The organism is Luteitalea sp., from assembly GCF_022842525.1.
GTDB lineage: Bacteria > Acidobacteriota > Vicinamibacteria > Vicinamibacterales > Vicinamibacteraceae > Luteitalea.
The window spans coordinates 12,206-27,794 of sequence record NZ_JALHPM010000085.1; the positions used below are offsets into that span (position 1 = coordinate 12,206).

The window sequence follows — 15,589 nt, forward strand, 5'->3', positions numbered from 1 at the left end:
TCACGCGAACGTCTCTTCGGCCGAGCGGCTGGGCAGCGAGTTCGCGGCGGCCGTCAGGTAGCGCTCGACCTCGAGGTCGGCTCGGATGGAGAGCTGCTCGACATGCGAATGCGCCGGTGACGACGCACTGAAGAACGGCCACCGTGAAGGGGTACTGAACAGCTTGCGGAACTGCGGCATCGGCGGGAACACACTGACCGGGTAGAACTCGTAGCCTTCGCCGTTGTCCAGGAGGTTCTCCTGATAGAAATAGCCCCGCGTGACGCGCTCGATCTGCGCCAGATACTCGTGAATGGTCGATGCCGACATCTCCGACAGCGAGATGAAGTTCATGAAGACGTCGACCGACGCCTCGGCGAGGCGAGGCAGCATGAAGTGGGGCATGAGCACCAGGTCGTACTGCCTGAGCACCTCGAGGTCGAGACGCATGGACGGCTCATCGAACAACAGGATGCGCTTGTCGGGATGCGCCGAGGCGAGGAAGTGCGAGGCGACGATCAGGTTTTCGGGCAGGTCGAAGTCGACGTACGTCCCTGGGGCGTCGAGCATCAACCACTGCCGCCCGAAGCCGCCGTACCCTCCGCCGATCTCGGCCACGATCGGATGATCGACGTGCCCGACGAGATCCCGGACCACCGAGGCCCGGTGGTCGTTGAGCATGGTGTTGGCGTGCACCAGCACGCAGTCGAGCCACACGCCGTACGGGTTCCCGACCGGCGGGAAGCCGAGCCGGTGGACGTCGACGTGCGAGACGGAGTGGCGCCAGACGTTGAAGTGCTGACGCAGGCCCTCCGCGCACCCGGCTCCGGCAGCGGCGAAGGCGTCGTACGCCGGCCGGCCGCCGAGGATCCCGCTCGTCAGCTCGTTGCGGAAGCAGTTGGCCAGGAGGGCCTCCATCGCCTCGACGTCCGCGCTACTCAGGGCCTCGTAGAAGCGCGGCCGCGTGGCCTGCAGGAACCGGCCCCAGTTCTGGCCGACGACATACGGTCCCTCCGCGGGGGCCGTGGCTCTCGCACGGAGGCACGCCTCCAGGACGCGGCTGGTGATGGCCAGACGCGCCTCACGCGGGTGTGCCGGAGGGATGTCCTCGATCCCCACACCCTGCACCTCGAAGGCATGACGCTGCTGGTGCAGACCGCTCTCGCGCAGCGCCGACTCGCGATGCACGAGGTAGCGCCCCTGCGCGAACTGCGCCAGCGCGCCGCTCCGATCGTCGCCGAAGAATGCCAGGCGACGGGCTGGCCAGCCAGACCGCATCAGGAACTCACGCAGCTCTGGTGACGCGGGTGTCGGCACCGCCAGGAGATCGACGTTCGGCATCTGCACGACCGCCGACAGCGGTCGCTGCGGCAGGTCGCGAAACGTCGTCTCCGCCGCCTGGGGGTGATCGCTGAGGCACGCGTAGGTCACGGCGCGCGCGCCGCGCAACAGGGCGGCGTACTCCAGCTTCGTGTACTGCGGCTGACTGGCGTCGGCGGCGGCCGTGCGGAGGATGGCGATGTCCATGGTCAGGCTCAGGGGATGAGCAGCTGCCAGACGGCAGCCTGCAGGTCGTACAGCGGCACGAGCGTCATGCGCGGCTCGAGGGGGCGCAACTGGTCGAAGATCGCCGGGCCGGACCACGCCGCGGCAATCAACACGTAGTCCGGCTTCAGCCGGGGCAGGTCGAAGGCGCCATAGACGCGAATGCCGCGCAGGCGCGTGCCGGCGAGGGCGCGGTCGATGATGCCCACGCATTTCACCCCGCGATGCCGCAGCACCACCTCGATGGTGGCGTCGGCCATGTCGCCGCGGGCGCCGTAGATCGCCACACGCGCGCCGGTGCGCGCCGCCCGCGCCAACAGTGCCTGGAGGGGCCGCACGAAGCGAGGCACGGCGACGTCGGAGGTGTCGCCCTGCTCCGGGGCGATGTCGATCGCCACCTCGGGAAGCACGAAGCCCGTGGCCAGCGGATCCAGGGCCTGCAGCGCCGCGGCATCGCGATCGATGAACGCGTCCAGCAGCGCGGGCGCGGCGTCGGCACGCGCCACGTAGTTCAGCAGCGGATGCCAGACGCCCTCGTGCTCGAAGCCGACCAGCGCCTTGCGTAGCGCACCCCGGTGCCGCGTCGGGACCGTGTCCAGCGCCACTCGACTCGAGAGCAGCCCGCCGTCGATCTCCGACCGCATCGGCTGCAGCGGATTGCGCTTGCGGCGCGCCCCCTCGTAGAACGCGCGCACCTCGAGCACGCGTGCACCGCTCTTCCAGGCCTCGCCGAGCAGCGCGTAGTCGATGCGCTGCAGCGTGCCCTTGAGCCCAACGACATGCACCGCGGCCGGCTTCTCTTGCGCGATCCGGGCCTTCAGCGACGCCGCCACCGCCGGTAGCTGCGCCGCCCGCGCCACGTCGATGCGCAGCACACCCGCCGGCCGTGACGCCGTGCGCCGGGTCGTCCGCGCCGCTCGTTTGCCGCCGCCGCAGACATCGAAGAACAGCGTCCGCACCCGATGCTGCAAGGTGTGTTCAGCGTGCGCCCGCTTGTACCCGGCCTCGGCAATCCGCACCCGCGCCGCCTCGTCCCGCAGATACCGCTCCACCTGCGCCTCGAGATGGTCGGCATCGTCGAAGCACGCCATCTCCTTGCCCGGCGTGAACGCCAAGGCCAGTTCCGGGTTGGTGTTGGTCAGCTGGAACGCGCCGGCGCCTGGCACCTCGAAGTGCCGCAACTTGGTCTGCGGCGCGCTGTCGGACGGATCGGCCGACCAGCCCGGGTTCAGCACGATGCGCGACGTGTGCAGCACGCGCATCATGTCGGCGTGGCTGAGCAGGCCGCCCGCGTAGCCCTTCAGCCGAGGATGCTTCTCCCACCCGTGGCCGAACACACGAAAGGTGCGACCGTGCCGTGCGCACCAGTGGGCCACGCGCACCAGCATGTCGTCACGGTGGCGGCCGTCCTCACGAAAGGCCTTGCCGTCGTGCTCCTCGACCTTGTACTTGCCGACGAACACGACGTCGATCTGCGGCGCCAGCGGCCGCGACGGCTTGTCGAAGAACGTCGGGTTGAAGCCCCACGGCACGTGCACGGCCCGCGTCGGACGCCCCTCGCTGATGCGCCGCGCGGTGCCTCGCGCCGAGTGCGAGGCGACGACGTCGTAGCGGCTGTCGAACTTGCGGTTACGCTGATACCAGACCTCGGGCTCATCGTCTGGATGGAAACACGTCGTCTTGACGCCAGCGCTGCGCAGGTTGCCGAAGAAGTCGTCGTCGAAGTCCGAGAAGATGTAGTCGTGGTAGACGAAGCACCAGTCGACCTTCGTCGTCGCGACGATGCGATGGACGTAGCTGGTGTGCAGCCCTGCGGGCCCGCACGCGAGGAGCGGGGTCGCATTGACGACGAGGGCGTCGTCGCCCAGGACGTCCTTGATGGCGGCCAGCCAGTTGTCGCGAATGTACGAGACGTCGAGGGCCGCGAGAGCGAGTACGCGCATGGGCTGGGGAGCGGGAGGCGCGGCCCCGGGGCCGACCGTCGTGGTCGGCGCCCGGCTGGCGCGTGCGGCTAGACCGCCGCGGGAGTGAGCGTGGGCGTCGTGCGCCCGGGCAGGCCGACCTGCGGCAGGATGTCGCCGTCGACAGTGACGCCGAGGACGGGCCCGCCGGTCAGGGCGCCGGCCACCTGGTGCACCTCGCCGTAGTTGGCGCCGGTGGCGTTGTGGTACGGCACCACGGCGGCGACGAACGGCACCGCCGCGGCGACCTCCGCGGCTCGATCGGCCAGCGCCTCGTGGCGGAAGTCGAACGGCGACTCGAAGGTGTGGATCTGCGAGTCGGGCAGCACGGTCTGGAACGAGGCCAGGAAGCGCGCGTGCGTGAACACGTGCGGCTCGTAGCCGTTGTCCTTCAGCGAGGCGACGATCACGCGCGTCAGGCCCGGGCGGGCCGACTGCATCACGGCCACCGGCGCGCCCGGTTCGGCGACCGCCGCGATGGCGTCGCGCAGCCCCTGCTCGAACTGCGGCGTGCGCACGCGGCGCAGCGCCTGCTCTTCCCAGAAGCGGGCGTAGGCCGACTTGACCGCATCCTCGAGCTGGTCAGCCGTGAAGTTGGCCGTGCGTGACACGGCACGGTGCGACCCCAGGTACTCGTCCCAGTTCTCGTGCAGCAGCCAGCCGTTGGCCTTGTACTGGTCGTACATCTTGGTGCCCGGATACGGCGTGGTGATCGAGAACTGCACCGTGTCCACCGGCAGGCGGCACGCGAGCTGGATGGTGTTCTCGATCGTCTCGGGCGTATCGGACGGCAAGCCGAAGGTGAACGTCAGGTGGACCTTGACGCCGGCGCGCTTGGTCAGCTCGACGCCCTCGATGACCTCCGAGATCTTGATGTTCTTCTTGATCTCGTTCAGCAGGTCCTGGTCGGCGGTCTCGACGCCGTACTTGATCGAGAAGAGCCCGGCCTCCTTGAGCGCCGCGATCATCTCCTCGTCCATCAGGTCGGCACGGCCCATCGTGCCCCAGCGGATCGAGTCCAGCCCCGCATCCTTGATGGCCCGCGCCAGCTGCAGGATGTAGTCCTTCTTGATGTTGACCGTGTCGTCGTCGATGTAGAACGACTTGTAGGGGATCTTGGTCAGGTTGTGCTTGATCTCGGCGGCGACGTCCTCGGCGGTGCGGATGCGGTACTTCGGCCCGCGATAGAGCATCTGCGGCCAGCCGCAGAAGGTGCAGCCGTACGGGCAGCCGCGCGTCGCCATGAGCTGGAGCTGCGGACGCTCGAGGCCGCAGACGCCGTCGTAGTAGTTGAGCATCGGCAGGTCGTCGCGCTCGGCCCAGGGCAGCCCCTCGAGCGGCACCAGCTTGCCGAACGGGTTGGCGACACCCGCGCCATCCTTGCGCCACACCAGGCCGCCGATGTCGGCCATGTCCACCTGCGTGCGGCCGTCCAGCAGGTCGAGCAGCGCGATGGTCGAGTGTTCGTACTCGCCGTAGACGCAGTAGTCGACCTGCGGGTAGCGATCGAGGAACCACGGCTCCTCGATCTCGTGATGCATGCCGACGAACACCACCTTGACGTGCGGCACGTCCTGGCGAATGCGCTCGACGACGGCGATGTCGTGCTTGAGGGTGGGCGTCGACGTCTCGATGACCACGACGTCGGGCTGGCGGCGAGCGACGTGCGCGTAGAACGACTCGTAGGTCTCCCCTGACGCGACGGAGTCGCGCGCCTGGGCATCATGGCCGTGCTGCTTGGCGAGCGCTGTGGCGGTGGCCAGCCAGATCGGGAACGGAATGTAGCCGCCGATCAGCTCGGGGATGTGGCCGTTGACCTCACCGGCGCTGACGTATTCGAACTGGTGCGGCCAGCGCGACCCGGCACGCACGCCGCGCCAGCTGCGTTCACCGGGCGGAACGGGCTGGTGCCAGGGGGGATTCGAGAACAACACGTTCATGGGAGTGGATCTCCTCGTCGGGGTCAGGTCTTCAGGCCGCAGGGGCCGCGCTCACGGGAACGATGTCTGGACTGGCCTGGTCGATGCGCTTCGAGAGCACGTTGATCCAGGTGCACGGCGTCAGCGACTCGAACCAGTGCGCTTCGCCAGGCTCGATGACGAACACCGATCCCGGTCCGAAGTCGTGCTGCGACTCGACGCCGTCACGGGCGATGCGCACGCGGATGTCGCCGCTGATGATCAGGAACAGCTCGCGGGTCTCGCGATGGAAGTGCCCGCCGCGCACCTGGCCGGCCGCGGTCTCGACGAAGTTGATCTCTTCCCACTGCCCCTGGTTGATCACGCCGAGCATGCGGCCACGGGCGTCGGCGAACTGGCGGTACGGTTCGATGATGGTCACACGGTCCTCCGCTCGGCCAGCACGTCGAGCGCCTCGTCGTGCGGGGTGGGCTTGTAGCCGAGCGCCGAGCGTGCCCGGCCGGTCTCGAGCGAGAGATCGGGAAACAGGGGCAGCGGTCCGGGACCGAGGCGGCTCGGGACGACCTGACGCGAGGCATGGCCGAAGGCCTCGGCGTAGGCGCAGGCAAAGGCGTAGCGGCTGACGCGCGGCCCGGCGACGTGCACGACGCCCGGGCGCGTCTCCGCGTCGATCAAACGCTGGATGGCGGTGACCAAGTCGGGCAGGAACGTCGGCGAGTAGAAGGCGTCCTCGTAACAGTCCACGGACCGGCCGGCACCGAGCGTCTCGCGCAGGAAGCGGAGGAACGTGGCGTCGCCGTCGTAGAGGGCGCTGACGCGCACGGCGCAGAACTCGTCGGGGGCGCGCAGCAGGCCGACCTGCTCGGCGCACACCTTGGTGCGGCCGTACGCCGTGCGGGGCGCCACGGAGTCGTCTTCCGTGTAGCGACCGCGGTCGCCGGCAAAGACGTAGTCGGTCGAGATGTACAGCAGCGGCACGCCGGGGAATGCATCGAGCAGGTTCAGCGTGGTGCGGACGTTGGCGTCGAACCCGATGGGCGGATGCTGCTCGCAGGCCTTGATGTCCTTGGTGCCGGCGGCATGGACGATGACGGTGGGGGCGATGCGCTCGGCCAGGGCGGCGACGGCGGGGGCGTCTGCCAGGTCGCAGGGCGGGACGCCCCCTGTGGCGACACGGCGCGACACGGCCACGACCTGGCCACGGGTGGCCAGCGGGCCAGCCAGGCGTGATCCGACGTAGCCGTCGGCCCCGGTCAACAGGATGACATCGCCCATGTGTGCCTCAGCGCCTCCCTGCGCTCCCGGTCACGTGCCGATGGGCTCGCACGGGAGGTACCTTGCTACCCAAGCAATGTCCGTGCTCAGTCCGGCGAAGGCCGGCGTCACGTCATTTCTTCGGCAGGAGACCACTCCAGCATGAATGCGAGGCCCGTGGACCCCTGGCCGATCGTCGGCCAGCCGTCCCTGCCGCGGGCATGTCGACGGTCTGCCGACAGTCCTCGGACGTCACGAGACCGCTCGGCGACGGTCTCGGCGTCCAGGGAACTCCTGCCCGATGGCGCGAAGGATACAACAGGGTCGGCAGGTGTCGCGCGTCAGGCGCGGACCACGTAGGACGGCGCCAGCGCGTACGGCAGCTTGCGCAGGCGCTCGGGTCGACCCGCGAGCCAGGCGTCGATGGCGCGCGTCGCGCCAGGGAAGATCCCGTAGTCGTCGAGCACGATGACGCCACCCGGCACGACCAGCGAGGCGAGATGCGTCATCACCGTCTCGGTGGGCTCGAAGACGTCGACGTCCACGTGCAGGAGCGCGATACGCAACTCGGGATGGGCCGTCACATACGCCGGCACCGTCTCGCAGATGTCGCCTTCGACCAGCGTGACGTTGGCCCCACACCCCTTGTGAGCGAGCACCCCCCGCAGTTGCTCGACCGAGATGCTCTCGGCGCCGGCGCTGGCGATGAAGCGCTCGCGCGGGGCCTGGTCGGCGGCGAACCCGGTCTCCGGGAAGGCGCCGAACGTGTCGAACCCGATGAGTGGCCGGGTGCCTTCGGACTCGAACAGGTGGCGGGCCATCGCGAGGCGCGCGAAGGACGCGCCCTTGAAGACGCCGCACTCGACGATGGCGCCCGGCGCCTGCGCCGCCTGGCGATAGAGCTCGAGATGCGCCAGCAGCTTGCCGACGCGACCAGGGCCGCACGTCAGGTAGAAGGCGTTCTCGTGGGCGTACGCCGTGTCGGGGGACGGCAGGTCATCGAGCATGGCTGGCAGGATAGTCGGAAACGCGGCGACCCTCGCGCGTGGCGAAGTCGGCCAGCAGCGGCGTCGTGGCCTCGAGATAGCGCGCCAGCCTGTGGCGTGGCGACGCGGACACGGCCTGCGGCAGACGGAAGCGGCCGAGGAAGGCCGCGAGATCGGTCGAGCCGCGCGGGAGCCGCGTGCCAGCGAACCCGAACAGGGCATGCCGCGTGAGGAAGCCGACAAGGCGGCGGCCCGCCTGCACTCTCGCCGCCCAGTCCGCTCGTGCCAGCGCCTGCGCGACGAGGGCTCCGAGGTCATCGCCGTCGAACTCGTACGCCACGCCCGCGCCAGAGAGTGGCCCGCGCGTCAGCGTCAGCACGGGACGCTCGGCCAGCACGGCCTCCAGCTGTGTGCGCGTGCCACCGACGACCGCGATGACGTCGGACGAGGTCACGAGGTCGTTGATCGCGTCGGTGAACGCGGCCTCGACGCGCGGCGACGCGGCGCAGTACGCCCGCCCGGCCACGTCGGCCTGATGTGGACGCGCGCGCAGCCGCACCCCAGGAGGCAGCGCGTCGGCCAGGGCCTCGCACGCCTCGGCGAACGACGAGAACCAGGGCGACGCCAGCTGGATCAGGCGCGACTGGCGCGGCTGCAGGTTGAATCCCGGACAGGACCCGAGGATCGTGATCACGGGCGCCTCGGTCACGTCTGGTCGTCGCGGGCCCGGCTCTGCGGCGACAAGCCCCGCATGCACGCGCAGGGCCGCCAGCATGGCGTCGTCCGGGGTGTGGTCGGCGACCGCGCTGTGCAGGACCGGGTGACTGACCATGTCGACACCGATGCCGACGTCGTGACTCTCGATGACCAGCGTGCCGGGCAGGAAGCCACGCTCGATGCCGAAGGCGGGGATCTCACGCCAGCGCGCTTCGTGCAGCAGCAGGCGGCTCTGCGGAAACGGCGGCGCCCAGGCGAGCACGACGTCGGGCTGGAGTTCGTCGAGCAGGGCATCGACGAGCGCCTGCGCCGCGGCCATCTCGCCGATCCCGGGAGGGGGCGCAGGCGGATGCGTCGGCGAGTGGAAGGCCCAGTCGACGTCGAGCAGGTCGGCCCAGTGGGCGCGAGGTGTGGCCCCCACAACGGCGGTGTACTCACCGATCGCATACGGAATCGGGAGCACGGGCGGCCACGTCGCGCCGGCCGGCGGCGGGTGCGGCGAGAGGATGACGAGCGACTGCCCCTGCGCCTCGAGGTCGCGGGCGAGCGCCTCCCAGAACGGCCACAGGCCGTCGACGAAGCACAGGAACTGCACCACCACGCAGACCCCGGTCGCACGCTCGGCCGGGAGTCGGCGGTCGTCTTCACGCTGCACGGACAGTGTGTCGGCCGACGCGCGGCCCGACTGCAGTCGGCGAGCAGTCCGGCCGCCCGCTACGGCGAGACCGGGTGGGCCGTGGCCACCGCGAGCTCGCGCGCCCCCGGGTTCCACGTCCCCTTGGCCCGCACCGCCATCTGGTAGGCGGAGTTGACCTGCGTCGGCGTCCACGTGAAGGTCGCGCTCGTGGACCAGCTCGTGAGGTCCTGCCAGGTGACCCCATTGAAGAACGCGAACTGATACGAATAGGGCCCCTGGCCGCCGCTGGCGGCGGCCGTCCACGTGATGGGGGTGCCCACCGTCGACGGCGCGGCGGCACTCGGGGACAGCGTGATCGCTGTCACGAGCGGCATGACTGCGAAGGGCTGCGCGACTGCCCTCTCGCGCGCGCCGCTGTTCCAGGCCCCGCGCGCCCGCACGGCGACCTGATAGGCCGCGTTGGCCTGCGTCGGCGTCCACGCGAAGGTCGCGGTGCTGCTCCATGCCCCGGCATCGGACCAGGTCGTGCCGTTGAAGATGGCGAACTGATACTGATACGGCCCTTCGCCGCCGCTCGCACTGGCCGTCCACGTCACGGTCGTGCCTGGCGCCCGCGGCGCGGCGACGCTCGGTGTGAGCGTCAGTCCGGTGACGATCGGCTTGATGGCATAGGCCTGCGCGACCGCCAGCTCGCGGGTGCCGAGATTGCCGGCACTGCGCGCTCGCACCGCAATCTGATACGCCGCATTGGCCACGCTGGGCGTCCAGGCGTAGGTCGCCGTCGTCGACCAGGGCCCGGCGTCCACCCAGGTCGTGCCGTTGAAGATGGCGAACTGGTACTGGTAGGGAGCGAGGCCACCGCTGGCGGCCGCCGTCCAGGTCACCGTGGTCCCAGCCCCCTGCGGTGCCGCCACAGTGGGGGTCAGCGACAGTCCGGTGACCAGCGGCCTGATGGCGAAGGGCTGCGCGACGGCGCGTTCGCGCGTGCCGCTGTTCCAGGCGCTGCGGGCGCGCACGGCCACCTGGTAGTCGACGTTGGCCTGCGTCGGCGTCCAGTTCCAGGTGTTGGTCGTGGACCATGCCCCGGCGTCGGTCCACACCGCCCCGTCGAAGACGGCGAACTGGTACTCGTACGGGGCTTCCCCGCCACTCGCGACGGCGGTCCAGGTGACCGTCGTGTTGGGCGCGCGAGGCGCGGTGACGCTGGGCGTCAGCGTGAGGCCGGTGACCGACGGCTTGATGACGTAGGCCTCGGCGACCGCCAGTTCGCGCGCGCCGGAGTTCCAGGCGCTGCGCGCGCGTACCGCGACCTGATAGTTGGCATTGGCGGTCCCTGGCGTCCACGCCCAGGTGTTGCTGGTGGACCACGGGCCGACATCGGCCCAGCTGGTGCCGTTGAACAGCACGAACTGGTACTGGTACGGCGCCTGGCCGCCGCTGGCGGCGGCGGTCCACGTCACGGTGCGGCCGACGGCCTGCGGCGACGCGACCTGCGGCGTCAGCGTGAGCGCGGTCACGACCGGCTGAATCACGTACGGCTGCGCCACAGCGAGCTCACGCGTGCCCGAGTTCCAGTCGCTGCGGGCGCGCACGGCCACCTGGTAGCCAGACGACGCCTGCGTGGGGGTCCAGGCAAACGTGGCGGTGGTGGACCATGGCCCGACATCGGTCCAGGTGCTGCCGTTGAAGAGCGCGAACTGGTACTGATGCGGCGCTTCCCCGCCACTCGCGGCGGCCGTCCACGTGATCGTCGTCCCAGGCGCGCGCGGCGACGCGACGTCGGGCGTCAGCGTCAGGCCCGTGACGCGCGGGAACCCGCACTGCTGCATCGAGCGGAGCACGTTGAGGCGTCCGCCCGTGCTCACCTTGCCCGACAGGCCGGCCACGTAGTCCACGTGGCTCACGAGCAGGCTGCGCAGCGCGGCCGTGTCCGACGTACACGACGCGAGCACGAGCGCCGCGGCACCGGCCACGTGCGGCGCGGCCATCGACGTCCCCTGCAGCGTCTGGTAGGTGTTGTTCGGGTACGTCGAGTAGATGGCGCTCCCGGGCGCGGCCAGATGCACCTTGGTCGCGCCGTAGTTCGAGAACGACGACAGGCCGTCGGTAGACGTCGTCGAGGCCACCGTGACCATGTTGGCGTTGGTGTAGGCCGCCGGGTACACGGGCGACGCGTCGATGTTCAACGTGCTGTTGCCCGCCGCCGCCACGAACAGCATGTCGGCGGTGCGTGCCGACTCGATCGCCGCGGCCAGTGCCGAGGAGTAGCCGGGGCCGCCCCAGCTGTTGTTCAGCACGCGGACGTTGGCCGCGCCGGTGCCAGCGAAGTGCGCCTTGGCCTGGATGGCGAACTCGATGGCGTTGATGGCGTTGGCCACCGTGCCGCCGTTGGGCAGCGAGAACTTGAGGGCCATCATGCTGGCCACCCAGTTGACGCCGGTGACGCCGATGCCGTTGTTGCCGACCGCGCCGATGGTGCCCGCGACGTGCGTGCCGTGATAGCCGCTGTCCATCGGGGTGCACGTGCGATTGATGGCGTCGAAGCCGTGCGTGCCCGCCGCGCACGTGATCGACTGCCCGCCGATGACCACCGAGAAGGACGAGGGCGCCGACCACATGTTGGCGGCCAGATCGGGATGGTTGTAGTCCACCCCGGTGTCGACGACGCCGACGACATGGCTGCGGCTGCCGGTGGTGGTGTCCCAGGCGGTGACGACGTCGATGTCGATCCCGGCGGTGCCGCCACCACCCACCGGGTTGCTACCGGTGTTGAGCAGCCCCCACAGGCTCGAGAACGACGGGTCGTTGGGCGTCGCGTCGGGATAGACGATGTAGTTGGGTTCGACGAACTCGATGTCCGGGTCGTCGCGGAGGCGAGCGACCAGTTCCTCGGTGCCGAAGCGGCCCGACCGCAGGCGACGCACGCCGCCACGGCCCAGCGACTCCTCCTCGGCCACCTCCGCATCGTCCTGGACGCGGACGCGGGCGACGTGCATGGCGTCGCCGCGATACTTGACGAGCACTTCGCCGTCGACGGCCATGGGCCCGCTGGCGAGCTGGACGACCTGTGGCGCCTCGGGCAACTGCCGTGTGCCCAGCGCCACCGGCCAGGTCAGGACGAACGCCGCAACCGCACCCAGACACACCGCGAGCAGCGGCCGCTGTGACTTCGAACCGACGGACATGCCCCGACCCTCATGCAGGGCTGATCCGCTGGGGGTGAACCCGCCCGTTCAGGCCAGCAATCGGCCGGGGAATGGTTGGGCTTGAAGAGGCTCAGGGGGCAGGGCTCATGGCTTGTCCTCGGCCCTGAGATCGCCGATGGCGTACTGGATGCCGGCGAGCAGGTGCTGCAGGAGGACGGGGTTGGCGTAGACCTTCTCGTTGTGGCCGTGCGACATGTAGAAGACGCGGCCCTTCTGCTCGGCACGCACCCAGCTGAGGGCGTGGTCGCCGTCGGGGCGCGGGAACTGCTCCTTGGCCTTGTCCTCGGCCGACATCGCCGCCATGTCGACGCTGGTGAGCACGCGGACGTTCTTGCGCGAGTAGACCTCGCGGCCGAAGGTGTAGGTCTCGTCGGCGATGACGAACGGCGTCTTGCCCTTGAAGGCCGCGGTGAGCGGGCTGGTCGGGTCGTCGATCTTGTAGGTGATGGTCTGGCCGTCGTTCCAGTGGAACTTGAAGAAGCCGCCGAGTGCCTGGTTCCACTCGGGCCATGTGCCGACCTGGTCGTCGGGCCCGAGCTCGGTGGCCTTCGCCTGGCCGTTGCCGACCCGCGGCGCGCGCGGCGTGGGTGGAGGCGGGGGCGGCATGATGGCGGCGTAATTGGCGACGAACTGCGCCTGCGTGACCGTGCCGGCCTTCGCCGTGTCCACCTTGTCGAACCACGTACCCACGACGCCGGCGAACTCCTCGCGACTGAGCATCTTGTCGGCGTTGGCGTCGCCGTCGGTGGCCAGGCGCGTGCCGACGGGCACGGCCGACATGATGCCGGGGCCGAGGCTGGCAAGGCGCGAGGCGTAGCTGTTGCCCTGCCCCGACGCGGCCGCCTTCAGCTCCTTCGCGCTGGCGTGATACGAGTCCGAGGCGGCGTGAATGGCCGCGACGCCCTTGCCGTTGCGGATGAAGCCCATGAAGGCCGTGCGGCGCGCCGCGGTGGCCGCGGCGTCCTTCGGGTCGTCGAGGAAGTGCCCGGTGGTGCTCGCGAGGAAGATGGCGTCGTACTGCTTCAGATTGGCCTCGGTGATGTCGGCCGCATCCCAGCTGATGGTCGTCGTCCACGCGCCGGTCTTCTTGCCGAGCTCCTCGACGGTGCGGGCCGCGAGCGGAATCGACGAGTGGACGAAGCCCGCAGCGCGAGCCAGCACGAGGACCTTGCGCGGCGCGGCCGGCTTCGCGGGCGCGGTGGCCGGCAGGGCGGCGACCATGGCCGACACGTCATCCGGACAGGCGACGCGCGGGTTGGCACTGCGGCCGCCGCACTGCGGCCCGGAGGCCGGCAGCACCCGCGACAAGCCGAAGATGATCGACTCGCTGGAGAGGCCGGCGGCATCGGCAGGCTTCCAGGCGGTGAACCAGGCGTCGGCCGCGCCGCGGGCCTCGTCGCGCGTCAGGCGTCCGTCCTTGTTGGCGTCGAGCCCCTCGAAGAGGGCTGCCGCGACCTTGCTGCGGTCCGCACCATCCCCCATCCCCTGCGCCGTCACCAGCACGCCCATCGTCGTGCACGCCATCACCGCCACCGCTGCTGCCCGAGTCATCCGTGCCATGTGTCCTCCGTGACGGGGCCGGCCGGCCCGCGCGACGGAGGATACACTGCGTCGCACCGTGACCGTGTCCGCTTCCGCGTCTTCCCCCCAGCTGGGCCTGGTTCGTGGCCTGGGCCTGTTTGCCGCCTTCTCGATGGTGGTCGGCAACGTCATCGGCACCGGCGTCTTCCTCAAGGCGCGGGTGATGACCTGCAACGTCGACACGCCCGGGATGGTGATCGCCGTCTGGGTCATTGCCGGGGTGATGAGCCTGCTCGGCGCCCTGACGTACGCCGAACTGGCGACGATCTTCCCGCGGGCCGGCGGCGAGTACGTGTTCATCCGGCAGGCGTACGGCCGGCTGTGGGGCTTCCTGTACGGCTGGACGCGCTTCTTCGTCGCCACCACGGGCGCCATCGCCGCGCTGGCGACGGGCCTCGCGATCTTCCTCAATGCGCTGTCGGGCGGGGCCGTGGAGGCGCTGCGCCTCACCCTTCCCGGCGTGGGATCGATTGGCGGCATCGCGCTCATAGCCGTGGCCGCGGTGTGGGCGGTGACGCTGGTCAACTGCGCCGACATCTCGACCGGCGGGCGCGTGGCGTCGGTGCTGACGGCGATGAAGCTGGTGCTGGTCGCCGGAGTCGGCATCGGCGCCTTCCTGCTCGCGGACGGGTCCTGGTCCAACTACGCGCTGAGTGGCGCCGGTGGCACCTGCGAGGGCGTGGACGCGGCGGCGAGAGGCGGCATGGCCGGCATCGGCGCGGCGATGATGGCGGCGCTGTGGGGCTACAACGGCTGGAACGAGGTGACCTTCGTCGCCGGCGAGATCAAGGATCCGGGCCGTGCGCTGCCGCTCGCGATCATCGGCGGCATCCTCACGGTGGCGGCGCTCTACGTCACGGTCAACGCCGGCTACTTCTACGTGCTGCCGCCGGTGGCGATTGCCAGCGTGAGTGCCGCGTCGCCGGTGGCCACGGTGGTGGCCACCGAGTTCCTCGGCCCGGCCGCGACCAGCCTCATGTCCGGGCTGCTCGCCGTCTCGGTGATGACCGCCCTGCAGATCGTCGCGCTGGTCGGTGCCCGCATCCCGTACGCGATGGCGCAGGATGGCGTGTTCTTCCGCAGCCTCGCCCGATTGAGCCCACGCACGCGGGTCCCGGTGCGCGCCCTGATGGCCCAGGCCGTGTGGGCCTCGGTGCTGGTGCTGTCGGGCTCGTTCGACACGCTCACCGACTACACGATCTTCGCGGTGCTGATCTTCATGGGCCTCGGGACGTCCTCGGTGTTCATCTTCCGGCGTCGCCTGCCCGACGTCGAGCGGCCGTATCGCACCTGGGGCTATCCCGTCGTGCCGCTGCTGTTCCTGCTCACCGCCGGGTGGCTGGTGCTCAACACGCTGCAGACCAGCCCGCGCCAGGCCTTCTCCGGCCTTGGCCTCGTGGCGCTGGGGGTGCCGTTCTACTGGTGGTGGACGCGGCGCGACGGGTAGGGCCGGCTCTCCGAGCCGGCCGTCACCGTAAGCCCAGCGTCACGTCAGCCTGTGCGCCCGTTCCCTGACGGCCCGTTCCGCCGTCGCCACGGCTGTGGCGGACAGGTCGGAGAACGGGCCCTACCCAACGACCATGACCCTGCTCCTCCTTTTTGCCTGGGCCTTCGCGGCGGCGACGATCCTGCCGCTGTCGTCGGAGGTGCCGCTGGCGGTCGAGGTCGCGCGGTCGGGCGGGTGGGGGATCCCGGTGCTGGTGGCCACGCTCGGCAACGTGCTCGGGGCGGCCACGACCTACGGACTCGCGCGGGCGGCGATCACGGCGGCGCCGGCGCCCTCCCCTCGCGTGGCGCGGGCGTC

10 protein-coding genes and 1 pseudogene are annotated in these 15,589 nt (G+C 70.2%); 2 read left to right on the forward strand and 9 right to left on the reverse strand.

What is annotated here, in order from left to right:
• The 9 genes from Q0C41_RS16995 to Q0C41_RS17035 form a co-directional block, all read right to left on the reverse strand.
• The gene (locus tag Q0C41_RS16995; RefSeq protein ID WP_291985556.1) at positions 1-1,506 is read right to left on the reverse strand and encodes a putative sugar O-methyltransferase; all 1,506 of its coding nucleotides are present in this window, start codon (positions 1,504-1,506) and stop codon (positions 1-3) included.
• An 8-nt stretch (positions 1,507-1,514) separates the two neighbouring features.
• Positions 1,515-3,467, reverse strand: a complete 1,953-nt coding sequence (locus tag Q0C41_RS17000) for a glycosyltransferase (RefSeq protein WP_291985558.1) — start codon at positions 3,465-3,467, stop codon at positions 1,515-1,517.
• Between the two features lie 68 nt (positions 3,468-3,535).
• Complete coding sequence (locus tag Q0C41_RS17005; RefSeq protein WP_291985559.1) at positions 3,536-5,425, reverse strand: radical SAM protein; 1,890 nt, start codon at positions 5,423-5,425, stop codon at positions 3,536-3,538.
• A gap of 31 nt (positions 5,426-5,456) precedes the next feature.
• Positions 5,457-5,825 carry a cupin domain-containing protein gene (locus Q0C41_RS17010; protein ID WP_291985561.1) on the reverse strand — a complete coding sequence of 123 codons (369 nt, stop codon included), beginning with the start codon at positions 5,823-5,825 and terminating at the stop codon, positions 5,457-5,459.
• Positions 5,822-6,679: a sugar nucleotide-binding protein gene (locus Q0C41_RS17015; RefSeq protein WP_291985563.1), complete on the reverse strand. Its 858-nt coding sequence runs from the start codon at positions 6,677-6,679 to the stop codon at positions 5,822-5,824. Before Q0C41_RS17015 ends, Q0C41_RS17010 begins: the two co-directional genes overlap by 4 nt.
• Before the next feature lie 320 nt (positions 6,680-6,999).
• Positions 7,000-7,665, reverse strand: a complete 666-nt coding sequence (locus tag Q0C41_RS17020) for a TylF/MycF/NovP-related O-methyltransferase (RefSeq protein WP_291985565.1) — start codon at positions 7,663-7,665, stop codon at positions 7,000-7,002.
• Positions 7,655-9,016 carry a hypothetical protein gene (locus Q0C41_RS17025; RefSeq protein WP_291985567.1) on the reverse strand — a complete coding sequence of 454 codons (1,362 nt, stop codon included), beginning with the start codon at positions 9,014-9,016 and terminating at the stop codon, positions 7,655-7,657. Before Q0C41_RS17025 ends, Q0C41_RS17020 begins: the two co-directional genes overlap by 11 nt.
• Before the next feature lie 59 nt (positions 9,017-9,075).
• Positions 9,076-12,183 (reverse strand): S8 family peptidase, encoded by a 3,108-nt coding sequence (locus tag Q0C41_RS17030; RefSeq protein ID WP_291985569.1) that lies wholly within the window; start codon positions 12,181-12,183, stop codon positions 9,076-9,078.
• A gap of 105 nt (positions 12,184-12,288) precedes the next feature.
• A complete protein-coding gene (locus Q0C41_RS17035; RefSeq protein ID WP_291985571.1) occupies positions 12,289-13,764 on the reverse strand; it encodes a ThuA domain-containing protein in 1,476 nt (491 codons plus the stop codon).
• A 58-nt stretch (positions 13,765-13,822) separates the two neighbouring features.
• On the opposite strand from Q0C41_RS17035, the gene Q0C41_RS17040 reads away from it, so the two are divergent.
• Together Q0C41_RS17040 and Q0C41_RS17045 are read left to right on the forward strand one after the other, a co-directional pair.
• Positions 13,823-15,232, forward strand: coding sequence for an APC family permease (locus Q0C41_RS17040; RefSeq protein ID WP_291985573.1), 1,410 nt, complete (start codon positions 13,823-13,825; stop codon positions 15,230-15,232).
• Between the two features lie 133 nt (positions 15,233-15,365).
• A pseudogene (locus Q0C41_RS17045) lies at positions 15,366-15,589 on the forward strand (hypothetical protein); the annotation flags it as partial.

Excerpts from the sequence above, each read along its gene's own strand:
- Q0C41_RS16995 (WP_291985556.1), bottom strand. The coding sequence starts at position 1,506 with ATGGACATCGCCATCCTCCGCACGGCCGCCGCCGACGCCAGTCAGCCG.
- Q0C41_RS17035 (WP_291985571.1), bottom strand. The coding sequence starts at position 13,764 with ATGGCACGGATGACTCGGGCAGCAGCGGTGGCGGTGATGGCGTGCACG.
- Q0C41_RS17015 (WP_291985563.1), bottom strand. The coding sequence starts at position 6,679 with ATGGGCGATGTCATCCTGTTGACCGGGGCCGACGGCTACGTCGGATCA.
- Q0C41_RS17030 (WP_291985569.1), bottom strand. The coding sequence starts at position 12,183 with ATGTCCGTCGGTTCGAAGTCACAGCGGCCGCTGCTCGCGGTGTGTCTG.
- Q0C41_RS17005 (WP_291985559.1), bottom strand. The coding sequence starts at position 5,425 with ATGAACGTGTTGTTCTCGAATCCCCCCTGGCACCAGCCCGTTCCGCCC.
- Q0C41_RS17000 (WP_291985558.1), bottom strand. The coding sequence starts at position 3,467 with ATGCGCGTACTCGCTCTCGCGGCCCTCGACGTCTCGTACATTCGCGAC.
- Q0C41_RS17020 (WP_291985565.1), bottom strand. The coding sequence starts at position 7,665 with ATGCTCGATGACCTGCCGTCCCCCGACACGGCGTACGCCCACGAGAAC.